This window comes from Actinomadura chibensis NBRC 106107 (genome assembly GCF_001552135.1).
Classification (GTDB): domain Bacteria; phylum Actinomycetota; class Actinomycetes; order Streptosporangiales; family Streptosporangiaceae; genus Spirillospora; species Spirillospora chibensis.
On the sequence record NZ_BCQP01000051.1, the window covers coordinates 91,840 to 107,341 of the forward strand.

Annotated in this window: 13 protein-coding genes; 6 read left to right on the forward strand and 7 right to left on the reverse strand. The window is 73.0% G+C overall.

What is annotated here, in order from left to right:
• The first annotated feature begins 66 nt into the window (after positions 1-66).
• The 6 genes from ACH01S_RS28725 (at position 67) to ACH01S_RS28750 (ending at position 6,554) form a co-directional block, all read left to right on the forward strand.
• Positions 67-1,935 (forward strand): glycoside hydrolase family 9 protein, encoded by a 1,869-nt coding sequence (locus ACH01S_RS28725; RefSeq protein ID WP_083981246.1) that lies wholly within the window; start codon positions 67-69, stop codon positions 1,933-1,935.
• A 147-nt stretch (positions 1,936-2,082) separates the two neighbouring features.
• Positions 2,083-2,880, forward strand: a complete 798-nt coding sequence (locus ACH01S_RS28730) for a hypothetical protein (RefSeq protein ID WP_148344389.1) — start codon at positions 2,083-2,085, stop codon at positions 2,878-2,880.
• Positions 2,877-3,203 (forward strand): winged helix-turn-helix domain-containing protein, encoded by a 327-nt coding sequence (locus ACH01S_RS28735; protein WP_067898336.1) that lies wholly within the window; start codon positions 2,877-2,879, stop codon positions 3,201-3,203. The genes ACH01S_RS28730 and ACH01S_RS28735 overlap by 4 nt, the downstream gene beginning before the upstream one ends.
• Positions 3,204-3,320: 117 nt before the next feature.
• The gene (locus ACH01S_RS28740; RefSeq protein ID WP_246236713.1) at positions 3,321-4,367 is read left to right on the forward strand and encodes a Dyp-type peroxidase; all 1,047 of its coding nucleotides are present in this window, start codon (positions 3,321-3,323) and stop codon (positions 4,365-4,367) included.
• On the forward strand, positions 4,364-5,167 hold the full coding sequence (locus tag ACH01S_RS28745; protein WP_067898340.1) for a family 1 encapsulin nanocompartment shell protein: 804 nt from the start codon (positions 4,364-4,366) through the stop codon (positions 5,165-5,167). The genes ACH01S_RS28740 and ACH01S_RS28745 overlap by 4 nt, the downstream gene beginning before the upstream one ends.
• 421 nt (positions 5,168-5,588) lie before the next feature.
• Positions 5,589-6,554, forward strand: a complete 966-nt coding sequence (locus ACH01S_RS28750) for a LysR family transcriptional regulator (protein ID WP_187414051.1) — start codon at positions 5,589-5,591, stop codon at positions 6,552-6,554.
• A gap of 19 nt (positions 6,555-6,573) precedes the next feature.
• On the opposite strand, the gene ACH01S_RS28755 is transcribed toward ACH01S_RS28750, so the two are convergent.
• Genes ACH01S_RS28755 through ACH01S_RS28785 form a run of 7 tightly spaced genes read right to left on the reverse strand, consistent with a single transcriptional unit; the run spans position 6,574 to position 15,420 of the window.
• Positions 6,574-7,716, reverse strand: coding sequence for a CaiB/BaiF CoA transferase family protein (locus ACH01S_RS28755; RefSeq protein WP_067898347.1), 1,143 nt, complete (start codon positions 7,714-7,716; stop codon positions 6,574-6,576).
• Positions 7,716-9,419, reverse strand: coding sequence for a urocanate hydratase (hutU, locus tag ACH01S_RS28760; RefSeq protein ID WP_067898350.1), 1,704 nt, complete (start codon positions 9,417-9,419; stop codon positions 7,716-7,718). Before hutU ends, ACH01S_RS28755 begins: the two co-directional genes overlap by 1 nt.
• 32 nt (positions 9,420-9,451) lie before the next feature.
• Positions 9,452-10,330 carry an enoyl-CoA hydratase/isomerase family protein gene (locus ACH01S_RS28765; RefSeq protein ID WP_067898353.1) on the reverse strand — a complete coding sequence of 293 codons (879 nt, stop codon included), beginning with the start codon at positions 10,328-10,330 and terminating at the stop codon, positions 9,452-9,454.
• Positions 10,331-10,342: 12 nt separating this feature from the next.
• A complete protein-coding gene (locus ACH01S_RS28770; RefSeq protein WP_067898356.1) occupies positions 10,343-12,562 on the reverse strand; it encodes an acetate--CoA ligase family protein in 2,220 nt (739 codons plus the stop codon).
• Positions 12,552-13,700, reverse strand: a complete 1,149-nt coding sequence (locus tag ACH01S_RS28775) for an ABC transporter ATP-binding protein (RefSeq protein ID WP_067898359.1) — start codon at positions 13,698-13,700, stop codon at positions 12,552-12,554. The genes ACH01S_RS28770 and ACH01S_RS28775 overlap by 11 nt, the downstream gene beginning before the upstream one ends.
• A complete protein-coding gene (locus tag ACH01S_RS28780) occupies positions 13,697-14,554 on the reverse strand; it encodes an ABC transporter permease (RefSeq protein ID WP_083981248.1) in 858 nt (285 codons plus the stop codon). Before ACH01S_RS28780 ends, ACH01S_RS28775 begins: the two co-directional genes overlap by 4 nt.
• The gene (locus tag ACH01S_RS28785) at positions 14,551-15,420 is read right to left on the reverse strand and encodes an ABC transporter permease (RefSeq protein ID WP_067898362.1); all 870 of its coding nucleotides are present in this window, start codon (positions 15,418-15,420) and stop codon (positions 14,551-14,553) included. Before ACH01S_RS28785 ends, ACH01S_RS28780 begins: the two co-directional genes overlap by 4 nt.
• Positions 15,421-15,502: the final 82 nt, after the last annotated feature.

Here is a 15,502-nt window from a genome sequence, read left to right on the forward strand (position 1 = left end):
TTAACCAAATTACACCTGAAGGTCGGACGCATCGGGGTTCCCAACGGCACAAGGATGGTGCGAGGCATGCGCACACGGCACTCGAACGGCAGCGGGACCGAAGCGGGCGCGGCGCCGAAGACGGGCGCGGAGCACGAGACCGGCGCGGGGAGCGGGCGGCGGCGGTTCCTGATCGGCGCGGCGGCGGTCGGCGCCGGGTACACGGCGGCCTCGGTCGTCGGGGCCCCCGCGGAGGCCGCGGCGCCGCCGGAGCACGGCGACGCGACGACGCGGGTCTTCGCCAACAACGTCGGGTACGACCCCGCCGCCCCGAAGCGCGCCGTGGTGACCGGGCGCCGGTCGCCCGGACGGTTCCGGCTGGTGGACGCCGTCACCGGGCAGACCGTCCACAGCGGCAGGCTCCAGCACGCGGGCAACGTCGCCGACTGGGACGACACCGCCTACTGGACGGCCGACTTCTCGCGGGTGGACCGGCCCGGCGACTACTACCTGGCGGTGGGCTCGGCCCGGTCGGCGCAGTTCAAGATCGAGGCGACCGTGCTTGAGCGCTACACGCTCGCGCACGTCGTCCGCCACTTCAAGGGCTGGCGGTGTTCGGGCCAGTACGACAAGTTCGACCACCATCTGCCGCTCGGCAACACCGGCAAGACCTTCGACGCGCACGGCGGATGGTACGACGCGACCGGCGATTTCGGCAAACATTTCACGCAATTGTCGGCGCTCTCCTATTTCAACACGCTGCAGATTCCGTTGACCGCGTGGTCGCTGCTGATCTCCCATCGCGAACTGACCGCCCGCAAGAACGACAACTTCACCCAACTGCGCACCTGGCTCCAGGACGAGGGCCTCTTCGGCGCGGACTACATCCGCCGCGTCCACGTCCCCGGCCAGTCCTTCTACAGTTCGGTGGGCCAGCCGGGACCGCCGAAGGACCCGGTCAAGCGCACCCTCGGCACCGCGCAGGTCAACTTCCGCGAGGGCGGCGGCGTCGCGATCGCCGCGCTCGCCATCGCGAGCACGCAGGACGTCTCCGGCGACTACGAGAGCTCGGACTACCTGGCGGCCGCCAAGGACGCGTTCGCCTATCTCGACGCCAACAACGTCCGCCTCACCAACGACGGAAAAGAGAATATCCAGGACGACTACAACGCCCTCCTCGCGGCCGTCGAACTGTATCGCGCGACCGGGGACGACACCTACAGGAAGGCCGCCGACAAGCGCGCCGCGAACCTCTCCGCCCGGCTCGTCTCCTGGCGCGGCTACCGCGACTACTGGCGGGCGGACGACGCGGACCGCCCGTACTTCCACCCGTCCGACGCCGGGCTCCCGGTCGTCGCGCTGCTCACCTACGCGGGCATCGCGGACGGGAGCGCCAAGCAGCGGGCGCTCGACGCGGTGCGCCGGTCGATGACGTTCGAGCTGGCGGTCACCGCCGAGGTCCGCAACCCGTTCGGGTACGCGCGGCAGCTCGTCCAGGACGCGACCGGCACCCGGGCCAGCCGGTTCTTCTTCCCGCACAACGTGACCCCGCGGACGAAGGACCAGTGGTGGCAGGGCGAGAACGCGCGCATCGCCTCGCTCGCGACCGCGGCCCGCCTCGCCGCGCGGCAGTTCTCCGCCGACCGCGCGTTCGCCGCGAAGCTGCGCTCGTACGCGGCGGACCAGCTCAACTGGATCCTCGGCGTCAACCCCTACGACGTCTGCATGCTGGACGGCTCCGGGCGCAACAATCCGCAGTACCTCTGGCTCGGGTCGTGGCAGTTCCTCCAGACGGCGGGCGGGATCGTCAACGGCATCACCGGCAAGAACGTGGACGGCAGCGGCATCGCCTGGGACGAGGGCTACGCCAAGACCGGCAAGGACGACGACTGGCGCTGGGGCGAGCAGTGGCTCCCCCACACGAGCTGGTACCTGAACGCCATCGCCCTCGGCTGACCGGCGCCCCCCTTCCGCACGCGAACCCCCGCAGGCCCCTGACTGCGGGGGTTTCGCATGCCCGGGCGCGGCGCTCACCCGGACTCTTGACAGGAGAGTACTCGCAACCGCAAAGTAATCTCCATAGCCAAGAGAATCGGAGAAGACATGCAGGAATCCCCTGCCGCCGTGCTCGACGAGATCGGACGGCTGCGGCGGCTCACCCGGGCGCGGGTCCACGGCGCGGCGGTCCCGCTCGTCGTGTTCGCCGCGCTCACCCTCGCCTCGGCGCTGCTCTACCGGCACCCGTTCTTCCACATGCCGCCGGAGGGCGGGACGCTCGACTTCAACCGCGACCCGTTCTTCGTCCGGGGGGACGCGGGCGGGGGCTTCGCGGTCGACCCCGGCCCGGTCAGCGGCTACGCCGGGCTCTACTGGGCCGACTGGTCCGCCGCCCTGTCGATCCTGTTCTGGCTGGTCGTGGCGCCGCTGTGCTACGCGGGCTGCGCGCTGTGGTACCGGCGGCGCGCCGAGAACATCGGCCTGGCGCTGCGCTGGCGGCCCTGGCTGTACGCGGGCGCCGGGCTGATGGGCCTCATGGTGCTCCTGCTCGTCCTCCGGGAGGACGGTCCCGACGAGTACCACGGGAACCTGGTGGACCATCCGCCGATGATGGCCCTCAGCCCGCTGCTCGCCATCGCCCTCGGCCTGCTCGGGCTGGCGTGGGTCGAACGCAGTTGGGGCACCGGCGTCGTCGCCGTCCTGTACGGGGTGCTGGCGGCGACGATGAGCATGTATCCGCTCGGCGAGCAGCCGTCCTGGATCATCCCGCCGCAGGGCGGTTCGATCGACCAGCTCATGGCCCCCGGCTACAACCTGCTGATCCTCACGTCGGTGCTGCTCGCCGGGGCCGCCATACTGCAACTACGCACGGCCGCACGCAGGCGAAAGGCTTCCAGGGCATGAGCGAGGGCGCTCCCCATCCGACGCAGGGGCTGAACGACACCGTCCACCACCGGAGCAGGCTCGGCATCCTCGCCGTCCTCCGCGAGGTGGACCGGGCGGAGTTCGGCTATCTCCGCGACGCGCTGTCGCTCAGCGACGGGAACCTGTCCCGCCACCTGCGCACCTTGGAGGAGGCCGGTTACATCGAGATCCACAAGGGCTACCACGGGCGGCGCCCGCGCACCTGGGTGACGCTGACCGGTGCGGGGGCCAAGGAACTCGACCTGGAGATAGCGGCCCTGCGCGCCCTCGTCGCCCGGCTGGACGAGCCTCCACCGTCCTGACCCCGCCGTTTTGCCCCAGTGCCGCCGCACGGTTTTCCGCGATCATGTTGCGGACGATCTCCGACGGGGCATCTCCCCTGGGGGCGTCCAGCGGGACGCGGGGGACGGAGGTGACCGGTGGCGGGACGCGGCGAGTCGCAGCGGGTGCTGATGCCGCCCGCGCAGGCGGCGATCTTCCTCGTCGTGACGGTGCGGGCGGGCGCGGAGGAGGCCGTCCGGGAGCTGTTCGCCGACATCGCGGGGCTGACCCGCTCGGTCGGCTTCCGCGTCCCGGACGGCGAGCTGAGCTGCGTGACCGGGATCGGCTCCGGGCTCTGGGACCGGATGTTCGACGGTCCCCGCCCCGCCGGGCTGCATCCGTTCCGGGAACTGGCCGGCGCGACGCACACCGCCGTGTCCACCCCCGGCGACCTGCTGTTCCACCTGCGGGCCTGCCGGATGGACCTGTGCTTCGAGCTGGCCGCCCGGCTGATGGAGCGGCTGGACGGCTGGGCCGACGTGGCCGACGAGGTCCACGGCTTCAAGTACTTCGACGAGCGCGACCTGCTCGGCTTCGTCGACGGCACCGAGAACCCGGACGGCGCGGCGGCCGAGGCGGCGGTGTGCGTCGGCGACGAGGACCCGGGGTTCGCGGGCGGGAGCTACGTCATCGTCCAGAAGTACCTGCACGACCTCAAGGCGTGGGACGCGCTGCCGGTCGAGGAGCAGGAGCGCGTCATCGGCCGGACGAAGCTGTCCGACATCGAGATGCCCGACGCCGTCAAGCCGACGAACTCGCACGTCGCGCAGACCACGATCGTCGACCCGGACGGCACGGAGCGGAAGATCGTCCGCGACAACCGCCCGTTCGGGACGTTCGGCTCGGCCGAGTTCGGCACCTATTTCATCGGCTATTCCGCCACGCCCGACGTGACCGAGCGGATGCTCCGCAACATGTTCATCGGCAACCCTCCAGGCAATTACGACCGCATTCTCGACTTCTCCACGGCGGTGACCGGCTCCCTCTTCTTCGTTCCCACGGCGGACTTCCTCGACGACCCGCCCGCGCGCGGCGTGCTCGCCGCCGACGTCCCGGCGCCCGCGCCCGAGGCCGAGCCCGCCCCGCCACCGGTCGGCGACGACTCCCTTCACATCGGCAGCCTGAACAGGAGCACCGCACCATGAACAATCTCCACCGCGAGCTGGCCCCGATCTCGGACGCGGCGTGGGCCGACCTTGAGGCGGAGGCGCGGCGCACCTTCACGAGCTATGTCGCGGGACGCCGGGTCGTGGACGTGACCGGACCGGACGGTCCGACGCTCGCCGCCGTCGGCACCGGGCACGTCCGCCCGCTGGACCCGCCCGCCGACGGGGTGCTGGCGTCCCGGCGGGAGGCGCAGCACCTGATCGAGCTGCGGGTGCCGTTCTCGGTGGAGCGGCGCGCCGTGGACTCGGTCGAGCGCGGCGCGAAGGACGCCGACTGGCAGCCGGTCAAGGACGCCGCGAAGAAGATCGCGTTCGCCGAGGACCGCGCGGCCCTGCACGGCTGGGCGGACGCGGGCATCGCCGGGCTCGCGCCGAGCAGCTCCAACAGCCCGCTGCCGCTGCCCGCCGACGTCCGCGACCTGCCCGCGGCGGTGGCGCGGGCGGGCACGGCGCTGCGCGAGCAGGGCGTCGGCGGGCCGTACGACCTGCTGCTGTCGGCCGCCTCGTACACGGCGGTCGCGGAGAGCACCGACCACGGGTACCCGGTGTGGGACCACCTCGTCCGGCTCGTCCCGGAAGGGCGGATCATCTGGGCGCCCGCGCTGGACGGCGCGCTCCTCGTGTCCACCCGCGGCGGCGACTTCGAACTGCGCCTCGGCCAGGACCTGTCGATCGGCTACCTCGCGCATGACGCCGAGCGCGTCCAGCTCTACTTCCAGGAGTCGCTCACGTTCATGGTGCACACGGCGGAGGCGAGCGTGGCGCTGCCGCCGGGCTAGTCCGGCGGGGGTGCCGCCGCGAGGGAGCCGGGGGCCGGAGTGGGCCGGCACCGCACCGGCGGCCTGGGGCACGGCCGGTGCGGCACCGGCGCGGGCCCGGCAGCCTCCCCCGCCGAGGAAGGCCGGGCCTCCTCTCGTCCGGGACCCACGGGAGAGCCGTCCCGGACGAGAGCGTCCCCGCGGCGCGCCTGCCGCCGGGCGGGCCGCCCCGCGGGGAGGCGGGACGGCCCGGGGCACGTCGACGCGGAGGCCACCGCGGACGGGAGCGGTCCGCCGTGCGAGCCGGCGCGGAGGAGGCGGTGCACGAGATCTCCAGGTCCGGAAGCCCGCACCGGGTGGTGCGTCGTGGTGCCCGACGCAGAGAAGAATGGCATCGGGAACGCTCTTGCGGCTCCCCCCAAACAGGCATAACTTCCCGGCTATGCAAGTTGAGTTGCGGCATTTACGGGTGCTCACCCAGTTGGCCGAGACGGGCAGCATCACCCGCGCGGCGGCCACCCTCGGCGTGTCCCAGCCGACGCTGAGCAACCAGTTGCGGCGGATCGAGAAGGCGTTCGGCGGGCCCCTCTTCGTGCGCGGCGCGGCGGGCATCACGCCGACCCCGCTCGGACGCCACGTCCTCGCGCGGGCGCGCGGCGTCCTCGCCGACATGGACGACCTGCTGGCGACGCTGCCGGGCGGCGGCTCCCGGTCCGGCATCCGGCTCGGCACCCATCCGCACATCCTGCTGGGCGAATGGCTGCGCAGCCTGGAGACCGAACTGCCGCACCGCGGGGTGACGGCGAGCCTCGACTACTCGGGCGCGGTGCTGACGCAGTTGCTCGCCAACGACCTGGTAGACGTCGTGTTCATGGGACGCGTCGCCGACCACCACGCGCCGCCGTGCCCGCCGGGGACGACCGAGCGGGTGATCACGGTCGAGCCCTGCGGGATAGCGCTCGCCTCCTCCCACCCGCTCGCCCGCCGGAGCCGCGTCTCGCTGACCGACCTCGCCGGGGAGACGTGGATCCCGCCGCAGGGCGGCGACGACGGCGGCACCGCCATGCTCCGCGCCGCCTGCGAGGCCGCCGGGTACACGCCCCGCTTCCGCTACGCGGGCATGGACATCGGCAGCACGGTCGGGTTCGTCGCCGCCGGGTTCGCGATCACGCTCGCGTCGCCGACCTGGCAGCCCGGCGAGGGGATCACGATCGTCGCGCTGTCCGGCCACGCGACCGACTCCTACCGGGTGCTGCGCTGGCGCACGTCCGCGGTCTCGGCGAACGAGATCGACATCCTGCACCGCACCTACCACGAGCTGTACAAGCCGGTCGTGCAGCGCAACAGCGTCACGCTGCCCTGGCTCGCCGACAACCCGGACGCCCGCCCGCGCACCATCGACGTCTGACCCGGTCAGGCGGCCCCCGTCACGTCGCCCCGGACGGGTCGGGGTCGAGGATCTCCGCGGTGTGCTCGCCGATCGACGGCGGTCCGGCCGCGAACGCCTTCTCGACCACCGGCAGCGGCGACCCCGGCACGAACACCTCGCCCGGACCGCTCTCCAGCGGGATCGACCGCACCATGCGGCGATGCCGCACGTGCGGGTCGTCCACCAGCCGCTCCACGCTGAAGATCGGGCTGCACGGGACGCCGACCTCGCCCATCCGCGCGACGATCTCGTCCACCGTGTGCGCGCCGGTCCACGCCTCGATCACGCGGTCGAGGTCGGCGCGGTGCTCGAGGCGGGTGTCGGCGGCGGTCCCGGTGAAGTAGGGGAGCAGCTCCGGGGCGTCCACGACGCCCGCGAGGGCCGTCCACATCCGCAGGGTCATCGGCGCCATGTAGACGTGGCCGTCCGCCGCCGGGTACGTCCCGGCGTAGGACCGGCGCACCTTGCTGCCGACCCGCGTCGGGCTGACGCCGAGCTGGAGCACCTCCGCCAGGCACGGGCCGAGCAGCGACATCATGCTGTCGAGCATGCTCAGGTCGGTGAACGAGCCCTCGCCCGTGCCGCGCCGCCTGCTCAGCCCGAACATCACCGCGAGCGCCGCGTAGAGGCCGGTCACGTGGTCGGGGACGAACAGGCCCGCCTGCATCGGCGTCCCGTCCGGCTCCCCGGTGAGGTGGACGAGCCCCGACATCGCCTGGATGATCCCGTCGAACGCCGGGCGCTTGGCGTACGGGCTGTCGTTGCCGAACCCGCTGGCGTGGACGTACACCAGCCCCGGATTGACCTCCTTGACCCGCTCGTACCCGAAGCCGAGCCGTTCGGGGATGCCGACCGCGTAGTTGGTGACCACGACGTCCGCCGAGCGGAGCAGGGTGACGAGGGCCTCCTGCCCGGCGCCGGTCTTCAGGTCGAGCATGACGCTGCGCTTGTTGCGGTTCAGCGCGTGGAAGTAGACGTCGTTGTACGACAGGGTCTCGGTGCCCCGGCTGGCGTCGCCCTCCGGCGGCTCCACCTTGATCACGTCCGCGCCCTGGTCGGCGAGGATCTGGCCGCAGAACGGCCCGGCGATGTAGTGCCCGAACTCCAGCACGCGGATGTCGCTCAGGGGCGCGGTGTCCATCAGGTCCCCTCTCCAGTGCCGTGGCCCTCGCGGGCCGCGGCGGCGTCCAGGCTCGGCATGCGGATGCCCTGCTCGGCGGCGAACTCGACGGCCCGCTGGTATCCCGCGTCGGCGTGGCGGACGACGCCCGAGCCCGGGTCGTTGGTCATCACCCGGTCGACGCGGAGCGCGGCCTGCGGCGTCCCGTCGGCGACGACGACCATCCCGGTGTGGACGGACCGCCCGACGCCCGTCCCGCCGCCGTGCTGCACGCCCACCCAGGTCGCGCCGCTCGCGGTGTTCAGCATCGCGTTCAGCACCGGCCAGTCGGCGATGGCGTCGCTGCCGTCGATCATGGCCTCGGTCTCCCGGTACGGGGACGCGACCGAGCCCGAGTCGAGGTGCTCGCGCCCGATCGCGACCGGCGCGCTGACCTTGCCGTCCCGGACCAGGTCGTTGATCAGCTTGCCCGCCCGGGCGCGCTCCCCGTAGCCGAGCATGCAGGTCCGCGCGGGCAGCCCCTGCACGCGGACGTGCCGCGCGGCGAGCCGCAGCCACCGGGTGACCGACCGGTTGTCGGCGAACTCCTCCAGCATCGCGGCGTCGATCGTCGCGATGTCGGCCGGGTCGCCGGACAGCGCGATCCACCGGCAGTGCCCCTTCGCCTCGCAGAACAGCGGGCGGATGTAGGCGACGATGAAGCCGGGGAAGTCCAGGGCCCGCTTGAACCCGCCGAGGTCGGCCTCGACGCGGATCCCGTTGCCGTACTCGAACACCTCCGCGCCCCGGTCGAGCAGCGCGCACAGCGCCTCGACGTGGTCGGCCATGGCGGCGCGGGCGTGCAGGACGTAGGTCTTCGGGTCGTGGACGCGCATGTCGGCGGCGTCCTCCGGAGACAGGTCGGGCACCGCGTACAGGAGCGGGTCGTGCGCCGAGGTCTGGTCGGTCGCGATGTCGACCGGGACGTCGCGGGCGACGATCTGCGGGAGCACCTCGGCGGCGTTGGCGAGCAGCCCGATCGACAGGGCGCGCTTCTGCTCCCTGGCGGCGAGCGCCAGCGACAGGGCGCTGTCGAGGTCCTCGGCCTGGGTGTCGAGGTAGCCGAGCCGCATCCGCCGGTCGATCTTGTCCTGGTCGACCTCCAGGCACAGGGCGACGCCGCCGTTCATGGCGATCGCGAGCGGCTGCGCGCCGCCCATCCCGCCGAGCCCCGCCGTGACGGTGAGGGTCCCGGCGAGCGTCCCGCCGAACCGCTTGGACGCCACCGCCGAGAACGTCTCGTACGTGCTCTGCAGGATGCCCTGCGACCCGATGTAGGCCCACGAGCCCGCCGTCATCTGGCCGAACATGGTGAGGCCCGCGTCCTCCAGGCGGCGGAACTCCTCCAGCGTCGCCCACTCCGGGACGATCATCGCGTTGGAGATCAGCACGCGCGGCGCCCACTCGTGCGTCCGGAACACCGCCACCGGGCGGCCCGACTGCACGAGCATCGTCTCGTCGTCCGCCAGCTCGCGCAGCGTGGCGACGATGGCGTCGAAGTCCTGCCAGGACCGTGCCGCCCGGCCGTTGCCGCCGTAGACGACGAGGTCGTCGGGACGTTCGGCGACGTCCGGGTCCAGGTTGTTCATGAGCATGCGCAGGGCGGCCTCCTGCGCCCAGCCCCGGCAGGTCAGTTCGACGCCGTGGGGCGCCCTGACCGTCCGCGCTCCTGCCGTCCTTGCCATCGACTCTCCTCCGATCACGTGGGAACGCCCGCCTATTCGCCGGGCTCGGCGTCGCGCGGCTTCGCGGCCCGCGGGCCGAACGGCTCGGGGCGGAACGGCCCGTCGCGGGCGTCGAGGAACGCGCGGAGCCCGCCCTCGGCCTTCGCCGCGTTGAGCCGTTCGCGGCCCGGCCCGTAGGAGGAGTGGGCCATCGCGTTCAGCGCGCCGTTCAGCAGCAGGCCGCTGTCGATCCCGGCGGCGCGCAGGCCCTGCATCGTGATCGCCTTGTTCAGCCGCACCGAGGCGGCCGGGACGAGCGCGATGCGCCGTCCGAGCGCCCGCGCCGCGTCCAGCAGCCCGTCGGCCGGGACGACCTCGTTCACCACGCCGATGCGCAGCGCCTCGGCGGCGTCGAAGTGGTCGCCGGTGAGCGCGTAGCGGTTGGCGTTCTTCCACCCGCACAGCGCGGCGAACAGGAAGATGGAGCTGGACGTCATCCGCACCTCGGGCTGCGCGAACACCGCGTCGGCCGAGGCGATGGTGATGTCGCAGGCCAGGCTGTACCAGAACCCGCCGCCCATGCACCAGCCGTTGACCGCGGCGATCACCGGCTTCGGCAGGCTCCAGATCTCCCGGAGGTGGTCGAGCTCGCCGCTGTTGCGGTCGTACCACCCGCCGATCACGTCCTCCGGGTACTGGGACGCCGGGTCGGCCGCCCCCTCGACCGCGGACATGTCGTAGCCGGAGCAGAACGCCCGCCCGGCGCCGGTCAGGACGATCGCGCGGACGTCCGGGTCGGCCCCGGCGGTGCGCAGCGCGTCGTGCAGTTCCCGTTCGAGGTCGGCCGACAGGGCGTTCATGACCTCCGGGCGGTTGAGGGTGATGGTGGCGACGGCGTCGTCCACCTCGTACAGGATCGTTGCGTAATCCACGATGGAGCGTTCCTAACGGGTCTGCGGAGTCTGCGGACGGGGGAGCCGGACGGTGTTCGAGGCGGCGACGATCCGGAGGTCGAGCACCCGCACGCCGCGCCCCCGGGGCAGGACGGCGACCGGGTTCAGGTCGATCTCCACCGCCGCCTCGCGCAGGTCGGCGGCGAGCCGCGCGACGCGCGGGACGAGGTCGGCGAACGCGTCCGCGTCGGCGGGCGGGGCGCCGCGGTAGCCCGCGAACAGGCGGGCGAGGGGCGTCCCGGCGACCATGCGGCGGACGTCGTCCGGCGACACGGGCGGCAGCGCGAGGGCCGGGTCGGGCTGGAGCTCGACCAGCGTCCCGCCCGCGCCGAGCGCGATGACCTGCCCGAACACCGGGTCGGGCACGCAGCCGACGAACGCCTCCACCCCGCCGGAGACCAGCTCCTCCACGACGACCTGCGGGGCGGGCTCGCCGAGGTGGCGCGCCACCGACGCCGTGACCGCCGCGTACGCGTCCCGCACTTCGGCCGGAGTGGACGGCCCGACCACGACCCCGCCGACGTCGCTCTTGTGGACGACCTTCGGCGCCGCCGTCTTCACGACGACCGGGAACCCGATCGACTCCGCCGCCGCGACCGCCTCGTCCGCCGAGTCCGCGGCGATCCGCTCCGGCAGCGGCAAGTCGTACCGTTCGGCCAGTTCGGCGAGGACGTCCTGCGGGACCTGGCCGGTCGCCTCCAGCGCGGGCAGCACGTCCCGCAGCGTCGCCGGGTCGGGACGCGGCGGCTCCGCCACGGTCACGGGGGCGTGGGTGGCGGCGGCCGTGACGGCCGCGATCGCGGCCATCCCGGCGCGGGTGCCGTGCACGACGGGGATGTCGGACCCGGCGAGCGCCTCGGCGGCGAACGGGTGCAGCCCGCCGCCGTAGTTCGACAGCACCACGACCGGCGTCCCGGTGCGCTCCCGGACGGCGGGCAGTGTCGCCAGCAGCCGGGTGTAGGACGTGGCGAGCCGGTCGCCCAGCGCGGGCGGCGCGTCCAGGATCACCGTGACGAGGTCGACGCCCGGGTCCCCGGCGACGGCGGCCGCGAGGCGGCCGAACCGGTCGGGGTCGCCGACGAGCTGGCCGGTGCCGTCGAGCGGGTTGGCGATCGTCGCGAAGTCCGGCAGGATCCCCGCGAGCTCCTCGCGGGTGCCCGGCGCGAGGTCGGCGAGCCGCACCGCCCCGTCCTCCCGGTGGACGCCGAAGTCGGCGGCCATGTCGGAGACCAGGCCGATCTCGCCGCCGGACAGGCCGACGAACGCGACCCGGTTGCCCTTCGGGCGCGTGCGCAGGGTCGACAGCGCGACGAGCGCCTCCGTCAGCTCGTCGAAGTCGGCGACCGGCACGATCCCGGCGCGGCGGCAGAACGCGGCGTAGGCCCGCGCGTCCCCGGCGATCGCGCCGGTGTGGGACGCGACGTTCCGCGCGCCGAGCTCCGTCCGGCCGACCTTCAGCGCGACCACGGCGACGCCGTCGCCGTGGCCCTTCCGCACCGCCGCCAGGACGCCTTCGGCGTCGCTGAGGCCCTCGACCACGATCCCGACCGCGCGGGTCGACGGGTCCTGGACGAAGTAGTCCAGGTAGTCGGCCAGCCCGGTCACGGTCTCGTTGCCGCTGGACACGACGTAGGAGAACCCGAGCCGTCCGGAGCCCGCGAGCAGGATGCAGCCGGAGCCCGACTGCGACACGACGGCGACCGGGCCGGGGCGCAGGCCCGCCCCGAAGTCGGTGCCGGTGAGCCAGAGGTCGCGGCCCGGGTTGAACGCGCCCAGGCAGTTCGGCCCGACCAGGCTCATGCCGTGCCGCGCGGCGAGTTCGCGCAGCTCGGCGGCCCGCGCCGCGCCGTCCGCGGTCTCCTCGAACCCCGAGGCGAACACGACCGCGCCCCGGCAGCCCTTCTCGCCCGCCTGCCGGACGACGTCGGCCACCGTCCCGGCGGGCGTGCAGACCAGCGCCACCGACGGGGTGTCGGGGACGTCGGCCAGCGCCGGGTAGACGGGGACGCCGTCGACGTCCCGCCCGCTCGGATGCACGCCGTACACGCCGCCGCCGAACCCCGACCGGCGCAGGTTCGCGAGGATCCGGCCGCCGGTCGAGCCCGGCCGCTCCGACAGCCCGACGATCACCACGCTCTTCGGGTTCAGCAGGTCGTGCAGCGCGGGCTGGCGGTACGTCCCGTCACCGCGCGCGCCGCCGTCACCGCTCATGGGGCACCGCCGCGACCTGGGTCGTGTCGAGGTAGGCGGTCAGCGTCCCGCCGTGCCGGATCGACTCGCGCGCGTCGCGGGGGAGGGTGGCGCGCAGCGTCACGCCCTCGGCCGTGCGGACCGTGACGCGGACGGAGTTGCCGAGGTACAGGTCGTCGAGCACCTCCAGCTCAAGGCGGGCGGGCGCGGCCCCCGCCGGAACGAGGCTCAGCGCCTCCTCGGGGATGCTGAGCCCGACCCGCTCGGCCCGCTCCAGCGGCTGCCCGCACACGACGTCCATGTCGCACCCGGCGAACGCGACCCGTGCCCGGTCGCCGCTGACCCCGGACATGACCGCCTCGGCGACGTTGTGCCCGCCGAAGAAGCTCGCGACGAACCCGGTGCGCGGACGGGTGTACAGCTCCTCGGCCGTCCCGACCGCGTCGATGCGCCCGTCGTGCATGATGACGATCCAGTCCGAGAGGGTGAGCGCCTCCTCGCGGTCGTGCGTGACGTAGACGGTCGTCGCGGCGGCCTCCTGGTGCAGCCGCCGCAGCTCCACCGCCATGCGCATGCGCAGCTCCCGGTCGAGGGCGCCGAGCGGCTCGTCCATCAGCAGGAGCTGCGGGCGGAACGCCAGCGCCCGCGCCACCGCGACCCGCTGCTGCTGCCCGCCGGACAGCTCGCGCGGGAGGCGTCCGCCGAGCTCGCCGAGGCCGACGAGCTCCAGCATCTCGGCCACCCGGCGCGCGCGGTCGGCCTTCGGCCAGCGGCGCATCTTCAGCCCGTAGGCGATGTTGTCGGCGGCCGTCATGTGCGGGAACAGCGCGTAGTTCTGGAACACCATCCCGATCTCGCGCGACGCGGGCGGGACGCGGGTGACGTCCCGGCCGTCGATGAGGATCTCGCCCTCGTCCGGCGCGAGGAACCCGGCGACGAGCCGCAGGATCGTCGTCTTGCCGGACCCGCTCGGCCCGAGCACGGTGACGAAGTTGCCCCGGTCGGCGACCAGGTCGATGCCGCGCAGCGCCTCCGTCCCGCCGAACCGCTTGACCAGCCCGCGCAGCTCCAGCCCGGCCCGCGCGGGCGGGGCGGCGGCGCCGGCCGCGGGCTCGGCCGCGACCTCCGGCCGCGGCTCCTTGCGTGCCCTGACGTTCATACCTTCCTCCGCAGCAGGAATGCGAGCGAGCCGACGACACCGGTGCCCGCCATGAGCAGGGTCGCGATCGCGGTGATGTTGGGATCGAGTCCCGTCTTGACGTTGTCGAAGATGGCCTTCGGGAGGGTGACCGTCCCGGGGCCGCCGAGGAAGTTGATCAGTACCGCCTCGTCGAAGCTCGTGATGAACGCGAAGATGTAGGACGCGCCGATCGCGGGCAGCAGCAGCCGCAGCGTGATCCCGACCATCGCGCGCGGCCGGGACGCGCCGAGCGTCATCGCGACCAGCTCGGTCTCGGCGGGCAGCCGCGCCATCGCCGACCCGAGGATCAGCAGGACGAACGGCAGCCCGTGCACCGCGTACGTCAGCACCAGCGCCGCCATGTTGCTGGTCAGCCTGAACTGCACGAACAGCGTGTACAGCGCCACCGCGTACGCGACGCCGGGGATCACCAGCGGGCTCAGCCCGATCGCCTGGAGCAGCCCCTTCAGCCGCAGCCGCGACCGGTGCAGCGCGAACACCGCCGGGATGCCGATCAGCAGCGCGATCGCCGCCGACACGGTCGCCAGCTTGAACGACAGCACCATCGCGTCGATCCAGGTGTCCGAGCCGAGGAACGACCGGTACTGGCGCAGCCCCCACGACTTCGGCGGGAACTGGAGCACCTCGGCGTTGGAGAACGACAGCACGACGACGCACACGATCGGCACGCCGAGGAAGAACACGGCGAGGCCGCGCACGGCCAGGTCGACGGTGCGCATGCCGCGGGCGAGGACCCGGCGTCCGGCCGTGTCGAGCACGACCCGCGCGGGCGCCTCCGGCGCGGCGGACGAGGAGAGGGTGTCGGTCGTCATCCGATGGCCCTCCGCATCCGCTCCTTGCCGACCAGCCGCAGCCCGCCGAGGATGACCAGCCCGGCGACGATCAGCAGCAGCACCGAGGCGACCGCGGCCTGCGCGGGCTCGAACAGGTTGAAGATGTCGTCGGCGATCAGGCTCGCGGTGAACGGCGCCGTCGCGCCGCCGAGCAGGACGGGCGTGAGGTAGTACCCGATGCAGATCACGTAGACGATCACCGTGGAGGCGAGCAGGCCGGGCAGCGCCAGCGGGGCCACGACGTCCCGCAGCGCCCGCGTCCGCGACGCGCCCATGCTCTCCGCCGCCTGGATCAGGTTCAGGTCGATCGTCACGTACACCGCGTACAGCGGCAGCACCGCGTACGGCAGCATCTGGTAGACCATGCCCGCCACCACGGCGAACTGGGTGCGCAGCAGGTGCATCGGCTCGTCGATGACGCCGAGCCAGGTCAGGGTCCGGTTCACGACCCCGAACCGCTCGAACAGGACGGTGAAGACGTAGATCTTCATCACCGCGCCCATCCACAGCGGCATGAACACCGCCAGCGCGATCACCATCCGGGTCAGCCGGCTCTTCGTCGCGCGCAGCGACCAGGCCAGCACGGCGCCGACCGCCACCACGATCACCGTGACGATCAGCGAGGTGAGGCAGGTCGTCCACAGCGTCCGGCGCGCGGCCGGGCTGTGGAAGAAGTCGCCGAAGTTGCCGAACCCGTCGGGCTCGCCGAACGCCGTCCGCAGCAGCTCGACGAACGGGTAGAGGATGAACACGGCGGCGACGACGAGGAAGGGCGCGATCAGCCCGAGCCCGGTCAGGCCGGAGAACGTGGACTGCCATCCCCTGGTTCGTGTCGGTCGCCTCATCCGAAGCATGGGCTCATCTCCTGCTCATCTCCTCGTCATCTCCCATCAGTGCTCGTGGCCCGCCCGGCGGGCGGGACGCGCC

Coding starts and splice junctions, on each gene's coding strand:
- ACH01S_RS28725 (WP_083981246.1), top strand. CDS start 67: ATGCGCACACGGCACTCGAACGGCAGCGGGACCGAAGCGGGCGCGGCG.
- ACH01S_RS28730 (WP_148344389.1), top strand. CDS start 2,083: ATGCAGGAATCCCCTGCCGCCGTGCTCGACGAGATCGGACGGCTGCGG.
- ACH01S_RS28735 (WP_067898336.1), top strand. CDS start 2,877: ATGAGCGAGGGCGCTCCCCATCCGACGCAGGGGCTGAACGACACCGTC.
- ACH01S_RS28745 (WP_067898340.1), top strand. CDS start 4,364: ATGAACAATCTCCACCGCGAGCTGGCCCCGATCTCGGACGCGGCGTGG.
- ACH01S_RS28750 (WP_187414051.1), top strand. CDS start 5,589: ATGCAAGTTGAGTTGCGGCATTTACGGGTGCTCACCCAGTTGGCCGAG.
- ACH01S_RS28755 (WP_067898347.1), bottom strand. CDS start 7,716: ATGGACACCGCGCCCCTGAGCGACATCCGCGTGCTGGAGTTCGGGCAC.
- hutU (WP_067898350.1), bottom strand. CDS start 9,419: ATGGCAAGGACGGCAGGAGCGCGGACGGTCAGGGCGCCCCACGGCGTC.
- ACH01S_RS28770 (WP_067898356.1), bottom strand. CDS start 12,562: ATGAGCGGTGACGGCGGCGCGCGCGGTGACGGGACGTACCGCCAGCCC.
- ACH01S_RS28775 (WP_067898359.1), bottom strand. CDS start 13,700: ATGAACGTCAGGGCACGCAAGGAGCCGCGGCCGGAGGTCGCGGCCGAG.
- ACH01S_RS28780 (WP_083981248.1), bottom strand. CDS start 14,554: ATGACGACCGACACCCTCTCCTCGTCCGCCGCGCCGGAGGCGCCCGCG.
- ACH01S_RS28785 (WP_067898362.1), bottom strand. CDS start 15,420: ATGAGGCGACCGACACGAACCAGGGGATGGCAGTCCACGTTCTCCGGC.